Source organism: Burkholderia cepacia ATCC 25416 (assembly GCF_001411495.1).
In the GTDB taxonomy this organism is placed as follows: domain Bacteria; phylum Pseudomonadota; class Gammaproteobacteria; order Burkholderiales; family Burkholderiaceae; genus Burkholderia; species Burkholderia cepacia.
The window spans coordinates 1,063,098-1,079,490 of record NZ_CP012981.1; the positions used below are offsets into that span (position 1 = coordinate 1,063,098).

The 16,393-nt window shown below is 67.0% G+C and carries 16 protein-coding genes; 12 read left to right on the plus strand and 4 right to left on the minus strand.

What is annotated here, in order from left to right; genetic code table 11:
* The first annotated feature begins 42 nt into the window (after positions 1-42).
* Entirely contained in the window at positions 43-255 is a 213-nt protein-coding gene (gene rpsU / locus APZ15_RS04765) for a 30S ribosomal protein S21 (protein WP_006401410.1), read from the plus strand.
* 151 nt (positions 256-406) lie between these two features.
* Here the strand turns inward: rpsU and APZ15_RS04770 are convergent, their stop codons facing one another.
* On the minus strand, positions 407-2,530 hold the full coding sequence (locus tag APZ15_RS04770; RefSeq protein ID WP_027788656.1) for a TonB-dependent siderophore receptor: 2,124 nt from the start codon (positions 2,528-2,530) through the stop codon (positions 407-409).
* Positions 2,531-2,757: 227 nt separating this feature from the next.
* Between APZ15_RS04770 and APZ15_RS04775 the strand changes: the two genes are divergently transcribed.
* Entirely contained in the window at positions 2,758-3,993 is a 1,236-nt protein-coding gene (locus APZ15_RS04775) for a PepSY-associated TM helix domain-containing protein (RefSeq protein WP_027788655.1), read from the plus strand.
* Positions 3,994-4,120: 127 nt separating this feature from the next.
* Here the strand turns inward: APZ15_RS04775 and APZ15_RS04780 are convergent, their stop codons facing one another.
* Positions 4,121-4,723, minus strand: a complete 603-nt coding sequence (locus APZ15_RS04780) for a DNA-3-methyladenine glycosylase I (RefSeq protein WP_027788654.1) — start codon at positions 4,721-4,723, stop codon at positions 4,121-4,123.
* A gap of 142 nt (positions 4,724-4,865) precedes the next feature.
* On the opposite strand from APZ15_RS04780, the gene APZ15_RS04785 reads away from it, so the two are divergent.
* Positions 4,866-5,747: a glucosamine kinase nucleotide-binding domain-containing protein gene (locus APZ15_RS04785; protein ID WP_027788653.1), complete on the plus strand. Its 882-nt coding sequence runs from the start codon at positions 4,866-4,868 to the stop codon at positions 5,745-5,747.
* A 143-nt stretch (positions 5,748-5,890) separates the two neighbouring features.
* Complete coding sequence (locus APZ15_RS04790) at positions 5,891-6,715, plus strand: Cof-type HAD-IIB family hydrolase (RefSeq protein WP_027788652.1); 825 nt, start codon at positions 5,891-5,893, stop codon at positions 6,713-6,715.
* Positions 6,716-6,833: 118 nt separating this feature from the next.
* On the opposite strand, the gene aqpZ is transcribed toward APZ15_RS04790, so the two are convergent.
* Positions 6,834-7,574 (minus strand): aquaporin Z, encoded by a 741-nt coding sequence (aqpZ, locus tag APZ15_RS04795; RefSeq protein ID WP_021162848.1) that lies wholly within the window; start codon positions 7,572-7,574, stop codon positions 6,834-6,836.
* Positions 7,575-7,878: 304 nt separating this feature from the next.
* Between aqpZ and APZ15_RS04800 the strand changes: the two genes are divergently transcribed.
* On the plus strand, positions 7,879-8,175 hold the full coding sequence (locus APZ15_RS04800; RefSeq protein ID WP_027788651.1) for an H-NS histone family protein: 297 nt from the start codon (positions 7,879-7,881) through the stop codon (positions 8,173-8,175).
* Positions 8,176-8,288: 113 nt separating this feature from the next.
* Here the strand turns inward: APZ15_RS04800 and APZ15_RS04805 are convergent, their stop codons facing one another.
* On the minus strand, positions 8,289-9,353 hold the full coding sequence (locus APZ15_RS04805; protein ID WP_027788650.1) for a glycosyltransferase family 4 protein: 1,065 nt from the start codon (positions 9,351-9,353) through the stop codon (positions 8,289-8,291).
* Positions 9,354-10,016: 663 nt separating this feature from the next.
* On the opposite strand from APZ15_RS04805, the gene flhD reads away from it, so the two are divergent.
* The 7 genes from flhD to cheW all read left to right on the plus strand — a co-directional run bounded on the left by flhD (position 10,017) and on the right by cheW (position 16,359).
* Positions 10,017-10,337, plus strand: coding sequence for a flagellar transcriptional regulator FlhD (gene flhD, locus APZ15_RS04810; RefSeq protein ID WP_027788649.1), 321 nt, complete (start codon positions 10,017-10,019; stop codon positions 10,335-10,337).
* A 96-nt stretch (positions 10,338-10,433) separates the two neighbouring features.
* Entirely contained in the window at positions 10,434-10,988 is a 555-nt protein-coding gene (flhC, locus tag APZ15_RS04815; RefSeq protein ID WP_011350591.1) for a flagellar transcriptional regulator FlhC, read from the plus strand.
* Between the two features lie 201 nt (positions 10,989-11,189).
* A complete protein-coding gene (motA, locus tag APZ15_RS04820; protein ID WP_011350592.1) occupies positions 11,190-12,050 on the plus strand; it encodes a flagellar motor stator protein MotA in 861 nt (286 codons plus the stop codon).
* Between the two features lie 13 nt (positions 12,051-12,063).
* On the plus strand, positions 12,064-13,083 hold the full coding sequence (gene motB, locus APZ15_RS04825) for a flagellar motor protein MotB (RefSeq protein ID WP_027788648.1): 1,020 nt from the start codon (positions 12,064-12,066) through the stop codon (positions 13,081-13,083).
* A gap of 24 nt (positions 13,084-13,107) precedes the next feature.
* Positions 13,108-13,485, plus strand: coding sequence for a response regulator (locus APZ15_RS04830; RefSeq protein WP_021164383.1), 378 nt, complete (start codon positions 13,108-13,110; stop codon positions 13,483-13,485).
* Positions 13,486-13,518: 33 nt separating this feature from the next.
* Positions 13,519-15,792, plus strand: a complete 2,274-nt coding sequence (cheA, locus tag APZ15_RS04835) for a chemotaxis protein CheA (RefSeq protein WP_027788647.1) — start codon at positions 13,519-13,521, stop codon at positions 15,790-15,792.
* A gap of 51 nt (positions 15,793-15,843) precedes the next feature.
* Positions 15,844-16,359 carry a chemotaxis protein CheW gene (cheW, locus tag APZ15_RS04840; RefSeq protein WP_021164320.1) on the plus strand — a complete coding sequence of 172 codons (516 nt, stop codon included), beginning with the start codon at positions 15,844-15,846 and terminating at the stop codon, positions 16,357-16,359.
* The last annotated feature ends 34 nt before the right edge of the window (positions 16,360-16,393 follow it).

Genomic DNA, 16,393 nt, shown 5'->3' on the forward strand with positions numbered 1-16,393 from the left:
TGGCCGCTACGTTTTTGACCGTTTAAGCAATTTAGGAACGACATGACGACGATTCTTCTGAAAGAAAACGAGCCGTTCGAAGTGGCGATTCGCCGCTTTCGCCGTGCTATCGAAAAAAATGGCCTGATCGCTGAACTGCGCGAGCGCCAGTCCTACGAAAAGCCGACCGCAGTCCGCAAGCGCAAGAAGGCAGCAGCCGTCAAGCGCCTGCACAAGCGCCTGCGCAGCCAGATGCTGCCGAAGAAGCTCCACTAAGAGCGTCTGACGGTTCGCCGCGAAACGGCGGAGCGAGCTTCGAAAGAAGCCGCTCCGCCGTTTTGCTTTTGCGGCTCGGGAAAATCCCGAGGCCGCCGCGGTGCGGCCATGCCGGCCGGCAGCCGACGGCCTGCGGCCGCCGGCGCGGGGTTCAGAAGTCGATCTTCGCGCTCAGGCTCACCGTGCGCGGGTCGCCCGGCTTCACGTAGTCCGCGTACTGGTATTCCCAGTAACGGCGGTTCAGCACGTTGTCGATCGACGCGCGCAGCGTCACGTCGTGGCGGCCGATCCGCGTCAGGTAACGCGCCCCCGCATTGACGACGAGAAAGCCCGGGGCGTCGAGGCCGCCGGCCGCGCGCAGCGGCGTCGCGCCGGTGAATTTCGCATCGACGCCGAGCGTCAGCCCCGGCACGCCGGGTACCGCATAGCCGACGTCGCCGGCGAGCACGAAACGCGGTGCGCCCGCGACGCGGTTGCCGTTGTTGCCGATCCCGTTCGCGTACCACGCGTCGAGCAGCATCACGTCGACGCCCGCGTTCCAGCGCGCGCCGAATTTCGCGCGCGCACCGAACTCGATCCCCTGAATGACCGATTCGCCGTCCTGCACGTAGACGTTCGCCGCGTTCGCATATTCGGCGCTGCGCTCGATGCGGAACAACGCGGCCGTCGCGCTCCAGCGCGCGTGCTCGCTCTTGATCCCCAGTTCGTACTGTTTGCTGCGCAGCGGCTTGAGCACCTGGCCGGCGTTCGCGTAGACGTCGTTCACGCGGCTGCCGGGCTCGAGCGATTCGGCGTAGCTCGCGTACGCGGTGGTCGTCGGCGCGAGCTTGAACATCACCGCGAACGTCGGCGTCACCACGCCGTTCTGGCGATAGCCGGGATCCTCGGCGCCGCTCGCCTGGAACGAGCGCTGCTCGTAGTTCATGTAGCGCACGCCGGCGAGCACCGACCAGCGCGCCGTGAGCTGCACGGTGTCGCTCGCGAACAGCGATTTCTGCACGATCTCGCTCGTGCGGTACTGGACGAAGCCGTGCGGGCTGTCGTAGCGGTACGGATTCGGCGCATACAGGTTGCCGGCGCCGAGCGGCACGAACACGCTGTTCGCCGAATAGTCGTTCGCCTGCTTCTGCCACGACGCGCCGATCACGATCTGGTGGCTGAACGCTCCCGTGCGTACCTTGCCCTCGACCATCGCGCGCCACTGGCTGAAGCGGTGATCCTCCATCCCGACGTAGCGGCTGTCGGTGTAGTTGCCGGCTGCATCCTGCAGGTACAGCGTGCTTTCGTTGCGGCGGCGCGTCGCCTTGCTGTAGCTGTACGCCACGTCGAGCTGCCAGTCGGGCGCGAACTGGTACTGCAGCCCGGCCGTATAGAGCTGCAGGTTCGTGTTCAGGTACTGGTCCCTGCCGCCGAGGTTCGTCGTGCCGCCGCTGATCGTCGCGGGCAGCACGCCGCCTGGATAGCTGCCGGTGAAGATCGACGGCGTCTGGCCCGTCGTGCGGCGATCCTGGTACAGCGCGCCGACATTCACCGACAGGTCGCGCGTCAGGTTCGCCTGCAGCGCGAGCGATACGCTGTCGCGGCGGATGTTGCCGTCGTTGTACGTCCTGCCTTCCTCGTGCGTCGCGTTCAGCCGCGCGCCGAACCTGCCGTCCGGCCCGAAGCGCTGGCCGAGATCGACGTGCTCGGTCCACACATTGGTGCTCCGGTAGCCGACGTCGACGCTGCGCACGGGTTCGGCGCCGGGCTGCTTCGTCACGTAGTTGACGACGCCGCCGGGCGTCACGAAGCCGTACAGGAAACCGCCGAGCCCCTTCAGCAGCTCGACGCGATCGAGCTGCTCGTACGGCATCGTGATCCCGTACGTGACGAACGGCAGCCCGTCGATCTTGTAGCCGTTCTGCCAGTCGAGCTGCATGCCGCGCACGGTCATGTAGCTGGCCCACGCGCTGTACGCGCCGCTGTTGTCGGACACCGACGCGTCGTTCGCGAACACGTCGCCGAGCTTGTACGGCTGGCGTGCCTCGAGTTCCTCCGACGTGACGATCGTCGTCGAGAACGGCGTGTCGAGCTGGCGGCGCGTGCCGAGCGCGCCGGTGGAGACCGTGTCGGTCAGGTGCTGCGGCGAGTCGTGCGCGGCCGTGACGTTGACGGCAGGCAGCACCGTGGCGCCGCCGGGAGAATCGTCCGCGTGCGCGAGCGACGCGGCAACGCAGGCAAGGGCGGCGGCCATGCGGCGTGGGCGGACGGGAGGGCGGGCGAGGCTGGTGGTCATCGTGGATAAGTAAAAATGCAAGTAAGAATCATTCGCATTGCGATAAAATGCCGCGCATCGTACCAAAACCCGTCGAACGCGCAACAATTCCATGCCGCGCGCAAGGGCATCCGGCCTCGCCAGCGACGGCCGGCACCGCTCGTGCGCGGCGCGTGACCTCAAATGACCTGCATTTCGTTGATCCGGGGCCGCTCGTGCCGGCCTGCTTTCCCTTTGCCGGGGGCGCGATGAATGCGTTCCTGCGACCGTTTCTCGTCCGCCTGCATCGCTGGTTCGGCCTCGCGATCGCGCTGTTCCTGTTCGTCGCGGGGCTGACCGGCGCACTGATCGCGTGGGACCACGAGATCGACGCGCTACTGAACCCGGACTTCTACACCGCACGCAGCGATGCGGCGCCGCTTGATCCGCTCGCGCTCGCGGCGCGCATCGAGGCCGCCGACCCGCGCGTGCAGGTGACCTATCTGCCGCTCGCGATCGAACCGGGCCATACGCTGCAGGCCGGCGTGATGCCGCGCACCGATCCGGCGACCGGCCGGCCGTACGCGCTCGACTTCAGCCAGATCGCCGTCGATCCCGCGACCGGCGCGGTGCAGGGGCGCCGCGAATGGGGCGCGCCGTCGCTCGCGCGGCTCGACCTGATGCCGTTCATCTACCGGCTGCACTACTCGCTGTTCCTGCCGGTGTACGGCGGGATCAACTTCGGGTTCTGGGTGATGGGCGTCGTCGGCATCGTGTGGGCGATCGACAGCCTGATCGCGCTCGTGCTCGCGTTTCCGAACCTGAAAAGCTGGCGCAAGTCGTTCGCGTTCCGCGTGCGGCGCGGCGGCTATCCGCTGGTGTTCGACCTGCACCGCTCGGGCGGCGTGTGGGTGTGGGGGCTGCTGCTGGTCGTCGCGGTCACGTCGATCTCGATGAATCTCGCCGTGCCCGTCGTGCGGCCGCTGGTATCGCTGGTGTCGCCGCTCGCCGAGACGCCGTACACGAATCCCGAACACTTCCCGCCCGCGCCGCCGGGCAGCACGATGCTGCGGCGCGAGCGGATCGTCGAGATCGCGCGCGCGGCCGGGCGCGACGCCGGGATCGCCGCGCCGCCCGGCGCGCTGCTGTTCGCGCCGGCGATGAATGCCTACGCAGTCGGGTTCTTCACGCCCGGCAACGATCACGGCGACGTCGGGCTCGGCAACGCGTGGCTCTACTGGGACGCCGTGACCGGCAAGCCCGTCGCCGCCCAGGTGCCGGGCCGCGGCTCGGCCGGCGACCTGTTCATGCAGGCGCAGTTTCCGCTGCACTCGGGGCGGATCGCCGGCGTCGCGGGCCGCGCCGCGGTGAGCGTGCTCGGGATCGTCATCGCGATGCTGAGCGTGACGGGCATCTGCATCTGGGTGAAGAAGCGCAGCGCGCGCGTGCGGGCCGCACGCAGTGCGCGGGCGGTTGCGCCGGTGCCGTCGCGCGCCGCGAGGTGAGCGGTTGCGCGTTGCGCATCGTTTCGTGAGGGGGCGGCTGGCGGCCTGGCCGGAATTGCCGGCACAACCGGCATAACCGCCGCAGGGGCCGCGGCGAACGACGGGCGGCCGGCGGATGCCCGCGCCGTCAGCCCGCCTTGCGCCGGCGTGCCGGCTGCTTGCCGCCGAGCGCCGCGCATTGCGCGTGGCATGGGCAGCCGACCTCGTGATCGTTGACCATGCCGGTGGCCTGCATCAGCGCATAGCAGATCGTCGAACCGACGAACTTGCAGCCGTACGCCTTCAGCGCCTTGCTGAGCGCGTCGGACTGCTCGGTCGACGCGGGCGCGTCGCGGTACGACTGCCACGCGTTCTGGACCGGCGCGCCGCCGACGAACGACCACAGGAACGCGGCGAGCGACCCGTGCTCTTCCCGGATGCGCTGCACGGCACGCGCATTGGTGACCGCCGATTCGACCTTGGCGCGATTGCGCACGATGCCGGGATTCTCGAGCAGCTTTTCGATGCGCTTCGGCGTGAAGCGCGCGACGGCATCGACGTCGAAATCCGCAAAGGCGTCGCGATAGCCCGCGCGCTTGTTCAGGATCGTCGACCACGACAGCCCGGCCTGCGCCCCTTCCAGGATCAGCATTTCGAACAGGTGGCGATCGTCGTGCGACGGCACGCCCCACTCGGTATCGTGATAGTGAGCATCCGCTTCAGTCTTCACCCAGTTGCACCGCTGCGACATCGTCTGCCTCGTTTTCAGTGTCGATTCGATCGCGCCAGCATAGCGGAAGCCCTTTTCACGGAACAGCCGGCCGAACGGCAGATGGGCGCGCGGCGCCGATCCGGTTAAGCTTGGCGCCTGTTCGAATCAGCGGGATGAAGGCATGGCGGCATTACTTTTTGCGATCGGGATCGACGGTGGCGGCACGGGCACGCGCGCGGTGCTGGCCGACCGGCACGGGCGCGAGCTCGCGCAGGGGCGCGGCGGCCCGTCGGGGCTCGGGCTCGGCATCGAGCGCGCGTGGGCGTCGATCGGCGCGGCCTGCGCGGACGCGTTCACGCGGGCCGGCCTCGCATTCGACTGGCCGCAGTGCGCGCTCGGCTGCGGGCTCGCGGGCGTCAACAATGCCGCGTGGCTCGCCGCGTTCCGCGCGCAGGCCCCGCTCGGCGCGCTCGCGGTCGAGAGCGACGCGTATACGACCGTCGTCGGCGCACACGGCGGCGCGCCGGGGCTCATCGTCGCGCTCGGCACCGGCAGCATCGCGGCGGCGCTCGATGCGGCCGGCGCCTGCCGGATCGCGGGCGGCTTCGGCTTTCCGTCCGGCGACGAGGCGAGCGGTGCGTGGCTCGGCGTGCGCGCGCTCGCGTATGCGCAGCAGGCGCTCGACGGCCGCGTACCGCGCGATGCGTTCGCGAACGCGTTGCTCGCGGAAACGGGCGCGCAGGATCGCGACGCGCTCGTCCAGTGGTCGTGCGATGCGAACCAGACGATCTACGCGCGGCTTGCGCCGATCGTGTTCGCGCACCGTTCGCATCCGGTCGCGGGCGCGCTGATCGCGCAGGCGGGCGACGAGATCGGCAAGATGATCGACGCGCTCGATCCGCAGCAGGCGCTGCCGGTCGCGCTGTGCGGCGGCCTGGCGGACGCACTGGCTCCGGCCGTGCCGGCGCGCCACGCCGCCCGGCTGCGCGCGCCGCTCGACGATTCGGCGCACGGCGCGCTGCGGCTCGCGCTGCAGGCGCTGCACGAGGCGGAAGGCAACTGAGCAACTGAAGGCATTTGAGGACAGCTGAACGCGTACCGAAACCGGGCCGACGGCGGCGATCGACCGGGAACCGTCCGGCGGGCAACCGGGCACGACGTTAGAATGGCCGTTCCGCAGAGCCCTGAGCGCCATTCTTCCGTCCCATGTACAAAGTCATCGCCACCGATCTCGACGGTACCTTGCTGAACAGCGACCACCAGCTCGATCCGTACACGATCGACACCGTCCGCCGGCTCGACCGCGACGGCCTGCAGTTCGTGATCGCCACCGGGCGCCACTACGCGGACGTCGCCGGCATTCGCGACGTGCTCGGCATCCGGCCGTACCTGATCACGTCGAACGGCGCGCGCGTGCATGCGCCGGACGACACGACGATCCACGCGCAGGACATCGATCCGGCAATCGTCCGCGGCCTCGTGCAGCCGGATATCGTCGGTGCGCACGGCCGCGTGATCGTCAACCTGTTCACCGACCAGGGCTGGCTGATCGACCGCGACGCGCCGCACCTGCTCGAATTCCACCAGGATTCGGGCTTCCGCTACAACGTGATCGACATGGCCGCGCACGACGGCACGGATATCGCGAAGGTGCTGTACATCGGCGATCCGGCCGATCTGGCGATCGTCGCCGAGCAGATGCGCGTGCGCTTCGGCGATGCGCTGTACGTCACGTACTCGCTGCCCGACTGCCTGGAAGTGATGACCGCGAACGTGTCGAAAGGCCGCGCGCTGCGCTCGGTGCTCGCGCGGCTCGGTGTCGACACCGGCCACTGCATCGCGTTCGGCGACAACATGAACGACATCGACCTGCTCGAGACCGCCGGCCACGCGTTCATGATGAACAATGCGAACCCCGACCTGGTCGCGCGGTTGCCGCACATCCCGCGGATCGGCAACAACTTCGACGCGGGCGTCGCCCGTCACCTGCGCACGCTGTTCTCGCTCGAAGGCAACGCCGCCGCGTCCTGAGCGTCCGCCCCGGGCGGAAATGAAAAACGGGCGCCAGCGGCGCCCGTCGAAATTACCTGCCTCGATCTTCTTGGACAGCGTGAGGCTCGCTGCTCTGCTCGCTTGACCCCGTAGTGATTTATTCGCTTGTGCGAGCGGATGCCGGCAGCAGGTCGACGGCGTTGTCACGCCCCGCGACCAGCGGGTAGATGATCCCGGCGAGTGCCGCGCCGATGATCGGCGCCACCCAGAACAGCCAGAGCTGGCCGATCGCTTCGCCGCCCACGAACAGCGCGGGGCCGGTCGAGCGGGCCGGGTTCACCGACGTGTTGGTGACCGGAATCGAGATCAGGTGAATCAGCGTCAGGCAAAGGCCGATCGCGATCGGCGCGAAGCCGGCCGGTGCGCGCTTGTCGGTGGCGCCCAGGATCACGAACAGGAAGAAGCCCGTCATCACGACTTCGCAAATGAACGCCGCGCCGAGTGCGTAGTGGCCGGGCGAGCGCTCGCCGAAGCCGTTCGTCGCGAAGCCGCTGCCGACGACGTCGAAGCCCGGCTTGCCGGTCGCGATCAGGTACAGCACGAATGCGCCGAGCGTTGCGCCGACAACCTGCGCGACGATGTACGGCACGAGATCGCGTGCGGGGAAGCGGCCGGCGACCGTCAGGCCGACGCTCACCGCGGGATTCAGGTGGCAGCCCGAAATATGGCCAATTGCGAATGCCATCGTCAGCACGGTCAGGCCGAAGGCAAGTGCGACGCCGGCAAAGCCGATGCCGAGGCCCGGAAAGGCGGCGGCCAGCACGGCGCTTCCGCACCCGCCGAGCACCAGCCAGAACGTGCCGAATGCCTCTGCAGCGAGACGCTGAGAAAGATTCATGTAAGGACCTCGTTCAAGTTCAAGTGGATTGAAGGCGACCGGACGATGCGACGGATTTAAACCGTCATCCGGAATTGGTCTGGATTATAGGAAATGAATCGGGTGGGGGAGGGTCAACGATTGTTAAATTTTAATGGCTGACGAATGCCCTTATTAGAATAAGTCCGCATTCTCGATATAGTCGAATCGGTTAAAGATGGCAGCATTAATTTCGAAGGGCAGGGCGGCAGTGCGGATGGCGTAACGGATGTTGGTGTCCCGGCCGGATTCGCCGGGGCCGCATCATCAAAAGGGGAGTCGAAAAATGTCTCAATACGCGAAACTCAAGGCGCAGATCGCGGATCTGCAGGCCCAGGCGGATGATGTGCGCCGCCAGGAAGTGGCGGTAGTGATTGCCGAAGTCCAGCAAAAGATTGCCGAATATGGACTGACTGCCCAGGATCTGGGCTTCGCGGAGCGAGCGAAGCGCGGGCGCCCGCCGAAGAAGGCGCCGCTGCCGCCGAAATACCGCGATCCGAAGTCGGGCGCGACCTGGAGCGGGCGCGGCAAGCCGCCGAATTGGATCGTCGGTAAAAACCGCGATCGTTTCCTGATCGAATGACCGAATGACCGAAAACCCAAACAAAAGAGCCGCATCGAGATGCGGCTCTTTTGTTTGGCGCGCCGATTGCGGCGCGGATTGGATTACGAAATATTTCTTCGCGGATTTCCGTATCAGGCGCCGGCGACGCGGCGCAATGCCGGTTGGCGCGCTCCCGTGCAAAGCGATTCGTAAGTTTCGACATAACGCTGCGCCATTGCCTTCGAACTGAAGCGCGTATCGAAACGTTCGCGGATCGCGGTGCGCGACAGGCTGTCGATCCGGTGCAGCGCGCCGACCGCACCCTGTACGTCCTCGACGATGAAGCCCGTGACGCCGTCCTCGATCACTTCCGGCACCGAGCCGCGGTTGAATGCGACGACCGGCGTGCCGCAGGCCATCGCCTCGATCATCACGAGGCCGAACGGCTCCGGCCAGTCGATCGGGAACAGCAGCGCCTTCGCGCCGGACAGGAACGCGGGCTTCTGCGCCTCGTTGATCTCGCCGATGAATTCGACGTGCGCCTCGCCGAGCAGCGGCTCGATCACTTCCTTGAAATAGTCGGCGTCCGCCTTGTCGACCTTCGCGGCGATCTTCAGCGGCAGGCCGCTTTGCGCGGCGATCCGGATCGCGGTGTCGACGCGCTTTTCGGGGCAGATCCGGCCGAGGAACGCGAGGTATTCGGGCTTCACGCCCGGCTGCGGCGTGAGCAGCGTGTCGGGCAGCCCGTGATACACGGTGCCGGCCCACGCAGCCTGCGGCAGCGGCTTGCGCTGGTTGTTCGAGATCGACACGACCGGCGCGTCGGGGAACGCGTCGAACATCGGCTGCAGTTCCGGCAGGTCGAGGCGGCCGTGCAGCGTCGTCACGTACGGCGTGTCGAGGCGCGACATCAGCGGGAACGGCAGGTAGTCGAGGTGGAAGTGCAGCACGTCGAATTCGTGCGCGACCCGGGCGACCTGCTCGAGGAGGCGCATATGGGGCGCCATCGAATCGCGGATCGACGGATCGAGCCGCAGCGCGCGCGGCCAGGCCGCCTCGAGGCGCGCCGACGTGACGGAGTCGCCGCTGGCGAACAGCGTCACGTCGTGGCCGAGTTCGACGAGCGCCTCGGTGAGGTAGGACACGACACGCTCGGTGCCGCCGTAGAGTTTCGGCGGAACGGCTTCGTAAAGCGGCGCGATCTGGGCAATTCGCATGGGTGTTCTCCTGTTTGATCCGGGGGCACGAGGGTGCCGATGCGGATCCCGTGCAAGGTTGCGGAACTCGCCGACGCACGCGGTTGGCGGTACGTGGCCGTGCCCCGGGCGGGGTGCGCGGGGCGCCGGACGGCAAGCTGCGGGGCGGGCCGGCACGGCTCGCGCCGCCGCCCATTGGAGTCCATTATCGATATCGCCCTGAGGGGTTCGAGTGTTTTTTCAAACACTTAAGGCTTGTTACACGATGAAATACGCAAAAACCCCGAGAAAAAGGGCGCGGAATCAGGAATGGAGACAGATGCAACTATTGTTGCGTCATCGTGAAAAAGCACTATAATTTTTACCGATTCGATTGCCGGCAGCCTTGCCCGGAAAGCCTTTCGTTATTGCACCGAGGCCATTGGATCCATCACAGCCGAACCCGCGCCGGCACTTGCTTTCCCGACTGAAGCTTTCAATTCGCCTTGTCGGAAAAATTCCTACACGGTTTACAGACAAATCCTGCATGGCATACGCCACTTCGCTGATACCGGCATAAATGCCGTTTGGCCAAAATTCGCCCTGTAAGACTATAAACGAGCCGACTGCGCGCCCAGAGCGCCCTGATCGAGCAAACGTTTTCATAACACGAATGGCCAAAGAAAGCTCTTTAACGGGGGAATCATGAGCGCTACCAGCGAAATGCTCAGTGAGATCAAAGAGGTCAACCTGTCGTACCTCCTCCTCGCGCAACGCCTGCTGCGGGAAGACAAGGCGATGGGCATGTTCCGCATGGGAATTTCCCAGGAACTGGCCGACGTGCTCGGGAACCTCACGCTCGCACAGACCGTGAAACTCGCCGCGTCCAACCAGATGCTGTGCCGCTTCCGCTTCGATGATCACGCGCTGCTGTCGTCGCTCGCCGACAAGGGCCGCAGCGATGTCGTCGCGCACGCCCACTCGGCCATCCTGATGGCCGGGCAGCAGGTCGAAGGCGTCCGCTGATCCATCACCCCGCCTTGCGTTGAGTCCCGGCGTGTCGCGCCGGCGGACAGCGTATTGGCCACCCATCCGAATCACGTCAAGCGGACGGTTATCACCATGGCAAGCAAAAGCGTCGTGATCGAGGTGAAGGAAATCACCCTCGCCATCGAACTGATCGAACTGGGCGCCCGGCTGCAGTTGCTGGAAGCGGAGACGAGCCTGTCGCGGGATCGTCTGATCAAGCTGTACAAGGAACTGAAGGGCGTGTCGCCGCCGAAGGGGATGCTGCCGTTCTCGACCGACTGGTTCATGACGTGGCAGCCGAACATCCACTCGTCGCTGTTCTACAACATCTACCGGTTCATGCAGGACCACGGCCGCTGCGAGCCGATCCAGTCGATCGTGAAGGCGTACCGGCTCTACCAGGAGCACGTGAACCTGTCCGGCGACGAGGCCGCGCTGAGCCTCACGCGCGCGTGGACGCTCGTGCGTTTCTTCGATTCGGGGATGCTGCAGATGACCCCCTGCACGCGCTGCGGCGGCCACTTCGTCGCGCATGCGCATGATCCACATCAAGGTTTCGTCTGCGGCCTTTGCCAGCCGCCGTCGCGCGCGGGCAAGACCCGCAAGGCCGCCGCCGCGCGCGCCGAACTGGCTGCCGCCGCAGCCTGAGCGCCGGGCCGGGCAAGGCCGAGCGGGCGCGAGCGGCCGCGCCGGGCGGCGCAAATCGCCCGCAAATCGTCCGCGAATCGTCTGTGAATTGCTGGTAAACACCGTCGGGCCGCCGCCGGGCGGCCGCGAAAGTTTTCCTGCCGACTGCCGTAAACCTGTTTAACGGCGGTCTCCCCGCCGGTCATTCGTGAGGGACAGGCAGTGCTGATTATCGTGGGAACACTCGTGACGCTGTTGTCCGTCTTCGGCGGTTATGCGCTGGCAGGCGGGCATCTGGGCGCGTTGATCCAGCCCGTCGAGATCCTGATGATCGTGGGTGCCGGCGTCGGCGCATTCATCCTCGGCAACGGCGGCAAGACCATCAAGGCGACGCTGCGCGTGCTGCCGACGCTCTTCAAGGGCTCGAAATACACGAAGGATGTCTACATGGAGCTGATGGCGCTTCTTTACGTGCTGCTCGCGAAGGCACGCAAGGAAGGCACGCTCACGCTCGAGGCCGACATCGACGATCCGGAAAAGAGCCCGATCTTCACGCAATACCCGAAGATCCTCGCCGATCACCACATCGTCGAATTCCTGACCGACTACCTGCGCCTGATGGTGGGCGGCAACATGAACGCGTTCGAGATCGAGAGCCTGATGGACGAGGAGATCGAGACGCACCACGCGGAAGGCGAAGGCCCCGCGCATGCGTTGATGCGCGTCGGCGACGCGATGCCGGCGTTCGGCATCGTCGCGGCCGTGATGGGCGTCGTGCACACGATGGCGTCCGCCGACAAGCCGCCCGCGGTGCTCGGCGCGATGATCGCGCAGGCGCTGGTCGGCACGTTCCTCGGGATCCTGCTGTCGTACGGGCTGATCGGGCCGCTCGCGAGCCTCGCGGAGCAGCGCGTCGCCGAGTCGACCAAGATGTTCCAGTGCATCAAGGTGACGATCCTCGCGACGCTGAACGGCTATGCGCCGGCGATCGCGGTCGAGTTCGGCCGCAAGGTGCTGTTCTCGACCGAGCGCCCGTCGTTTTCCGAGCTCGAAGAGCACGTGCGCCGCGTGAAGGCGAAGTGACGCGGAGCCGCCAATGAGCAAGAGCAAGGATCGCGCAATCGTCGTCAAGCGGGTGGCCCCGGCGAAGAAGGGCCACCACGGCGGCGCATGGAAGCTCGCGTACGCGGACTTCATGACCGCGATGATGGCGTTCTTCCTGCTGATGTGGCTGTTGAGCTCGGTCACGCCGGTGCAGCTGAAGGGGATCGCCGAATACTTCAACACGCCGCTGAAGGCCGCGCTGTTCGGCAGCGGCGACCGCAGCTCGCAGGATTCCAGCATCATCAACGGCGGCGGCCGCGACCTGTCGAGCGTCGACGCCGGCACGCTGCGCCGCACCGACGGCATGACGCAGCTCGCCGAGCGCCTCGCGAAAGCGGGCGACGAGAATTCCCGGTCGCAGGCGCAGGGTGCGCAGGACCGGCTCGAGCAGGCGCGCCTGCACGACCTGCAGATCAAGCTGATGGCCGCGATCGAGGCCAACCCGACGCTGCGCCAGTTCAAGCAGCAGATCCGCATCGATTCGACGCTGATGGGGCTGCGCATCGAGATCGTCGATTCGCAGAAGCGGCCGATGTTCGCGATGTCGAGCGACAACGTCGAGCCGTACATGCGCGACATCCTGCGCGAGATCGGCAAGACGCTGAACGACGTGCCGAACCGGATCATCGTCCAGGGCCATACCGACGCCGTGCCGTACGCGGGCGGCGAGGGCGGCTACAGCAACTGGGAACTGTCGGCCGATCGCGCGAACGCGTCGCGCCGCGAGCTGATCTCCGGCGGCATGGACGAGGCGAAGGTGCTGCGGGTGCTCGGCCTCGCGTCGACGCAGAACCTGAACAAGGCCGACCCGCTCGATCCGGAAAACCGCCGGATCAGCGTGATCGTGCTGAACCGCAAATCCGAAGAGGCGCTGATGCGCGACGATGCGACGACCACGACGCTGTCGGCCGATGCGGCCGGCTCGCAGCAGCTCGCGCAGCAGCTGGCCGGCCCGGCGCCGGCCGCGCGGCCGGCGCTCGCGGCGTCCGCCGTCGCCGTGCCGAAACCCTGACGCTTAAAAGATTCCGAGACAGACATGATCCGAACCATTCTCGCCATCGACGACTCCGCGACCATGCGTGCGCTGCTCCAGGCGACGCTGGCGCAGGCCGGCTACGACGTGACGGTGGCGCCGGACGGCGAGGCCGGCTTCGACCTGGCGGCCACCGTGCCGTACGACCTGGTGCTGACCGACCAGAACATGCCGCGCAAGAGCGGGCTCGAAGTGATCGCCGCGCTGCGCAAGCTGACCGCCTATACGGAAACGCCGATCCTCGTGCTGACGACCGAAGGCAGCGACGCATTCAAGGACGCCGCGCGCGACGCGGGCGCGACCGGCTGGATCGAGAAGCCGATCGACCCCGCCGTGCTGGTCGACCTGGTCGCGACGCTGTCCGAACCGGCCGCCTCCTGACATTCACGCGACGCATTCAACCCGGGACCGGGCATGACTCTCGACATCACTCAGTTCTACCAGACATTTTTCGACGAAGCGGACGAGCTGCTCGCGCAGATGGAGCAGTTGCTGCTGAACCTCGACGTCGGTTCGCCCGACCCCGAGGATCTGGCCGCGATCTTCCGTGCCGCGCATTCGATCAAGGGCGGCGCCGCGACGTTCGGCTTTTCCGCGCTGACCGATACGACGCACATCCTCGAATCGCTGCTCGACCGCGCACGCAACCATGAGCTGACGCTGACCAAGGAAATGGTCGACGCGTTCCTCGAGACCAAGGACGTGCTGTCCGACCAGCTCGTCGACTACCGCGCGAGCGCCGAACCGGACGCGGCCGCCGCCGCGACGATCTGCGCGAAGCTCGAGCGGCTGAAGGCCGAGAGCGGGGCGGATGCGCCGGCTGCCGCTGCCGCGCCGGTCGCCGCTGTCGCCGAACCTGTCGCGCCGGCCGCGCCGGCCGTGGAGACGGCCGCCGGCGACGCTCGTGCGCCCGATCACGTGGTCGAGCAGGCCGTCGCGGCTGCGCATCCGGCAGCCGATGCCGGCGCGGACGAAGGCGGCCCGCACCTGAAGATCACGCTCGTGGGCGTCGACGCGAAGGACCAGGAGCTGCTGACCGAGGAACTCGGCAACCTCGGCCGGATCGTGGGCCGCGAGCAAGCGGGCGCCGACCTGACGCTGTGGGTCGAATCGGACGTGCCGTCCGACGACATCGTCGCCGTGTGCTGCTTCGTGATCGACGAAAGCCAGATCCGCGTCGCGCACGGCACGGCGCCGGCCGCGCCGGCCGCCGCTCATGAAGCCGCGGCACCCGCTGCGGCACCCGCTCCCGCTGCAGAACCGGCCGCCGCCGCGCAACCGGTACGCGCCGAGGTCTTCGCGCCGCAGGCCGCCGCGCAACCGGCCGCACCGGCATCGGCGCCGCCGCCCGCGCCCGCCGCGCCGGCCGCCGCCGCGCCCGCGCCGCAGCCGGCCCAGCAAGCGCACGCCGACCACGCGCCGCAGGCCGCCGCGCATCACGACGACAAGCGCGCGCGCCCGGCCGCCGCGGCCGCATCGGGCGCCGAAGGCAGCTCGATCCGCGTCGGCGTCGAGAAGGTCGACCAGCTGATCAACCTCGTCGGCGAACTCGTGATCACGCAGGCGATGCTCGCGGAAACCGCGAGCGCGTTCGATCCGGCGCTGCACGACCGCCTGTTCAACGGGATGGCGCAGCTCGAGCGCAACGCGCGCGACCTGCAGGAAGCGGTGATGTCGATCCGGATGATGCCGATGGACTACGTGTTCAGCCGCTTCCCGCGGCTCGTGCGCGACCTCGCCGGCAAGCTCGGCAAGCAGGTCGAGCTCGTCACGTTCGGCCAGGCGACCGAGCTCGACAAGAGCCTGATCGAACGGATCATCGATCCGCTCACCCACCTCGTGCGCAACAGCCTCGACCACGGGATCGAGACGGTCGACAAGCGCGTCGCCGCCGGCAAGGACGCGGTCGGCCAGCTCGTGCTGTCGGCCGCGCATCACGGCGGCAACATCGTGATCGAGGTGAGCGACGACGGCGCGGGCCTGAACCGCGAACGCATTCTCGCGAAGGCCGCGAAGCAGGGCATGCAGGTGTCCGACAACATCAGCGACGACGAAGTCTGGCAACTGATCTTCGCGCCGGGCTTCTCGACCGCCGAGACGGTGACCGACGTGTCGGGCCGCGGCGTCGGGATGGACGTCGTGAAGCGCAACATCCAGTCGATGGGCGGCCACGTCGAGATCACGTCGCAGGCCGGCCGCGGCACGACCACGCGGATCGTGCTGCCGCTCACGCTCGCGATCCTCGACGGGATGTCGGTGAAGGTCGGCAACGAGATCTTCATCCTGCCGCTGAACTTCGTGATGGAGTCGCTGCAGCCGTCGAACGACGACATCTACACGGTCGGCAACGGCGAGCGCGTGGTGCGCGTGCGCGGCGAATACCTGCCGCTCGTCGCGCTGCACGAGGTGTTCTCGGTCGATGACGCGCGCACCGACCCGACGCAGGGGATCGTCACGATCATGGAAACCGAGGGGCGCCGCTTCGCGATGCTGATCGACGAACTGGTCGGCCAGCAGCAGGTGGTCGTGAAGAACCTCGAAACCAACTACCGCAAGGTGCACGGCATCTCGGCGGCGACCATCCTCGGCGACGGCAGCGTCGCGCTGATCGTCGACGTCGCGGCGCTGAACCGCGAAACCCGTGCGACGCACGGCGCCCGTGCCGGCGCCGAGCTCGCGATGTTCTGATGTCTCTCGCCATTCAACCGATTGGGGGCAAACGTGTCTGCTGAAGTCCAAATGATCAATCCGGCCGCGGCGAACGCGGCAACGAGCCGCCGCGACGCGGAACAAGGCGACGCGACGGGCCAGGAATTCCTGGTGTTCACGCTCGGCGACGAGGAATACGGGATCGACATCCTGAAGGTGCAGGAAATCCGCGGCTACGACAGCGTCACGCGCATCGCGAACGCGCCGGATTTCATCAAGGGCGTGATCAACCTGCGCGGGATCATCGTGCCGATCGTCGACATGCGGATCAAGTTCCATCTCGGCCGCGTCGAGTACGACCACCAGACGGTCGTGATCATCCTGAACGTCGCGCATCGCGTGGTCGGGATGGTGGTCGACGGCGTGTCGGACGTGCTGACGCTGCAGACCGACCAGATCATGCCGGCGCCGGAATTCGGCGCGACGCTGACGACCGAGTACCTGACGGGCCTCGGCACGGTCGACGGCCGGATGCTGATCCTGATGGACATCGAGAAGCTGATGTCGAGCCGTGAAATGGCGCTGATCGAGACGCTCGGCGGGTAAGCGCGCCGCGCGCGCAGGAATTTCGGGAGAATCT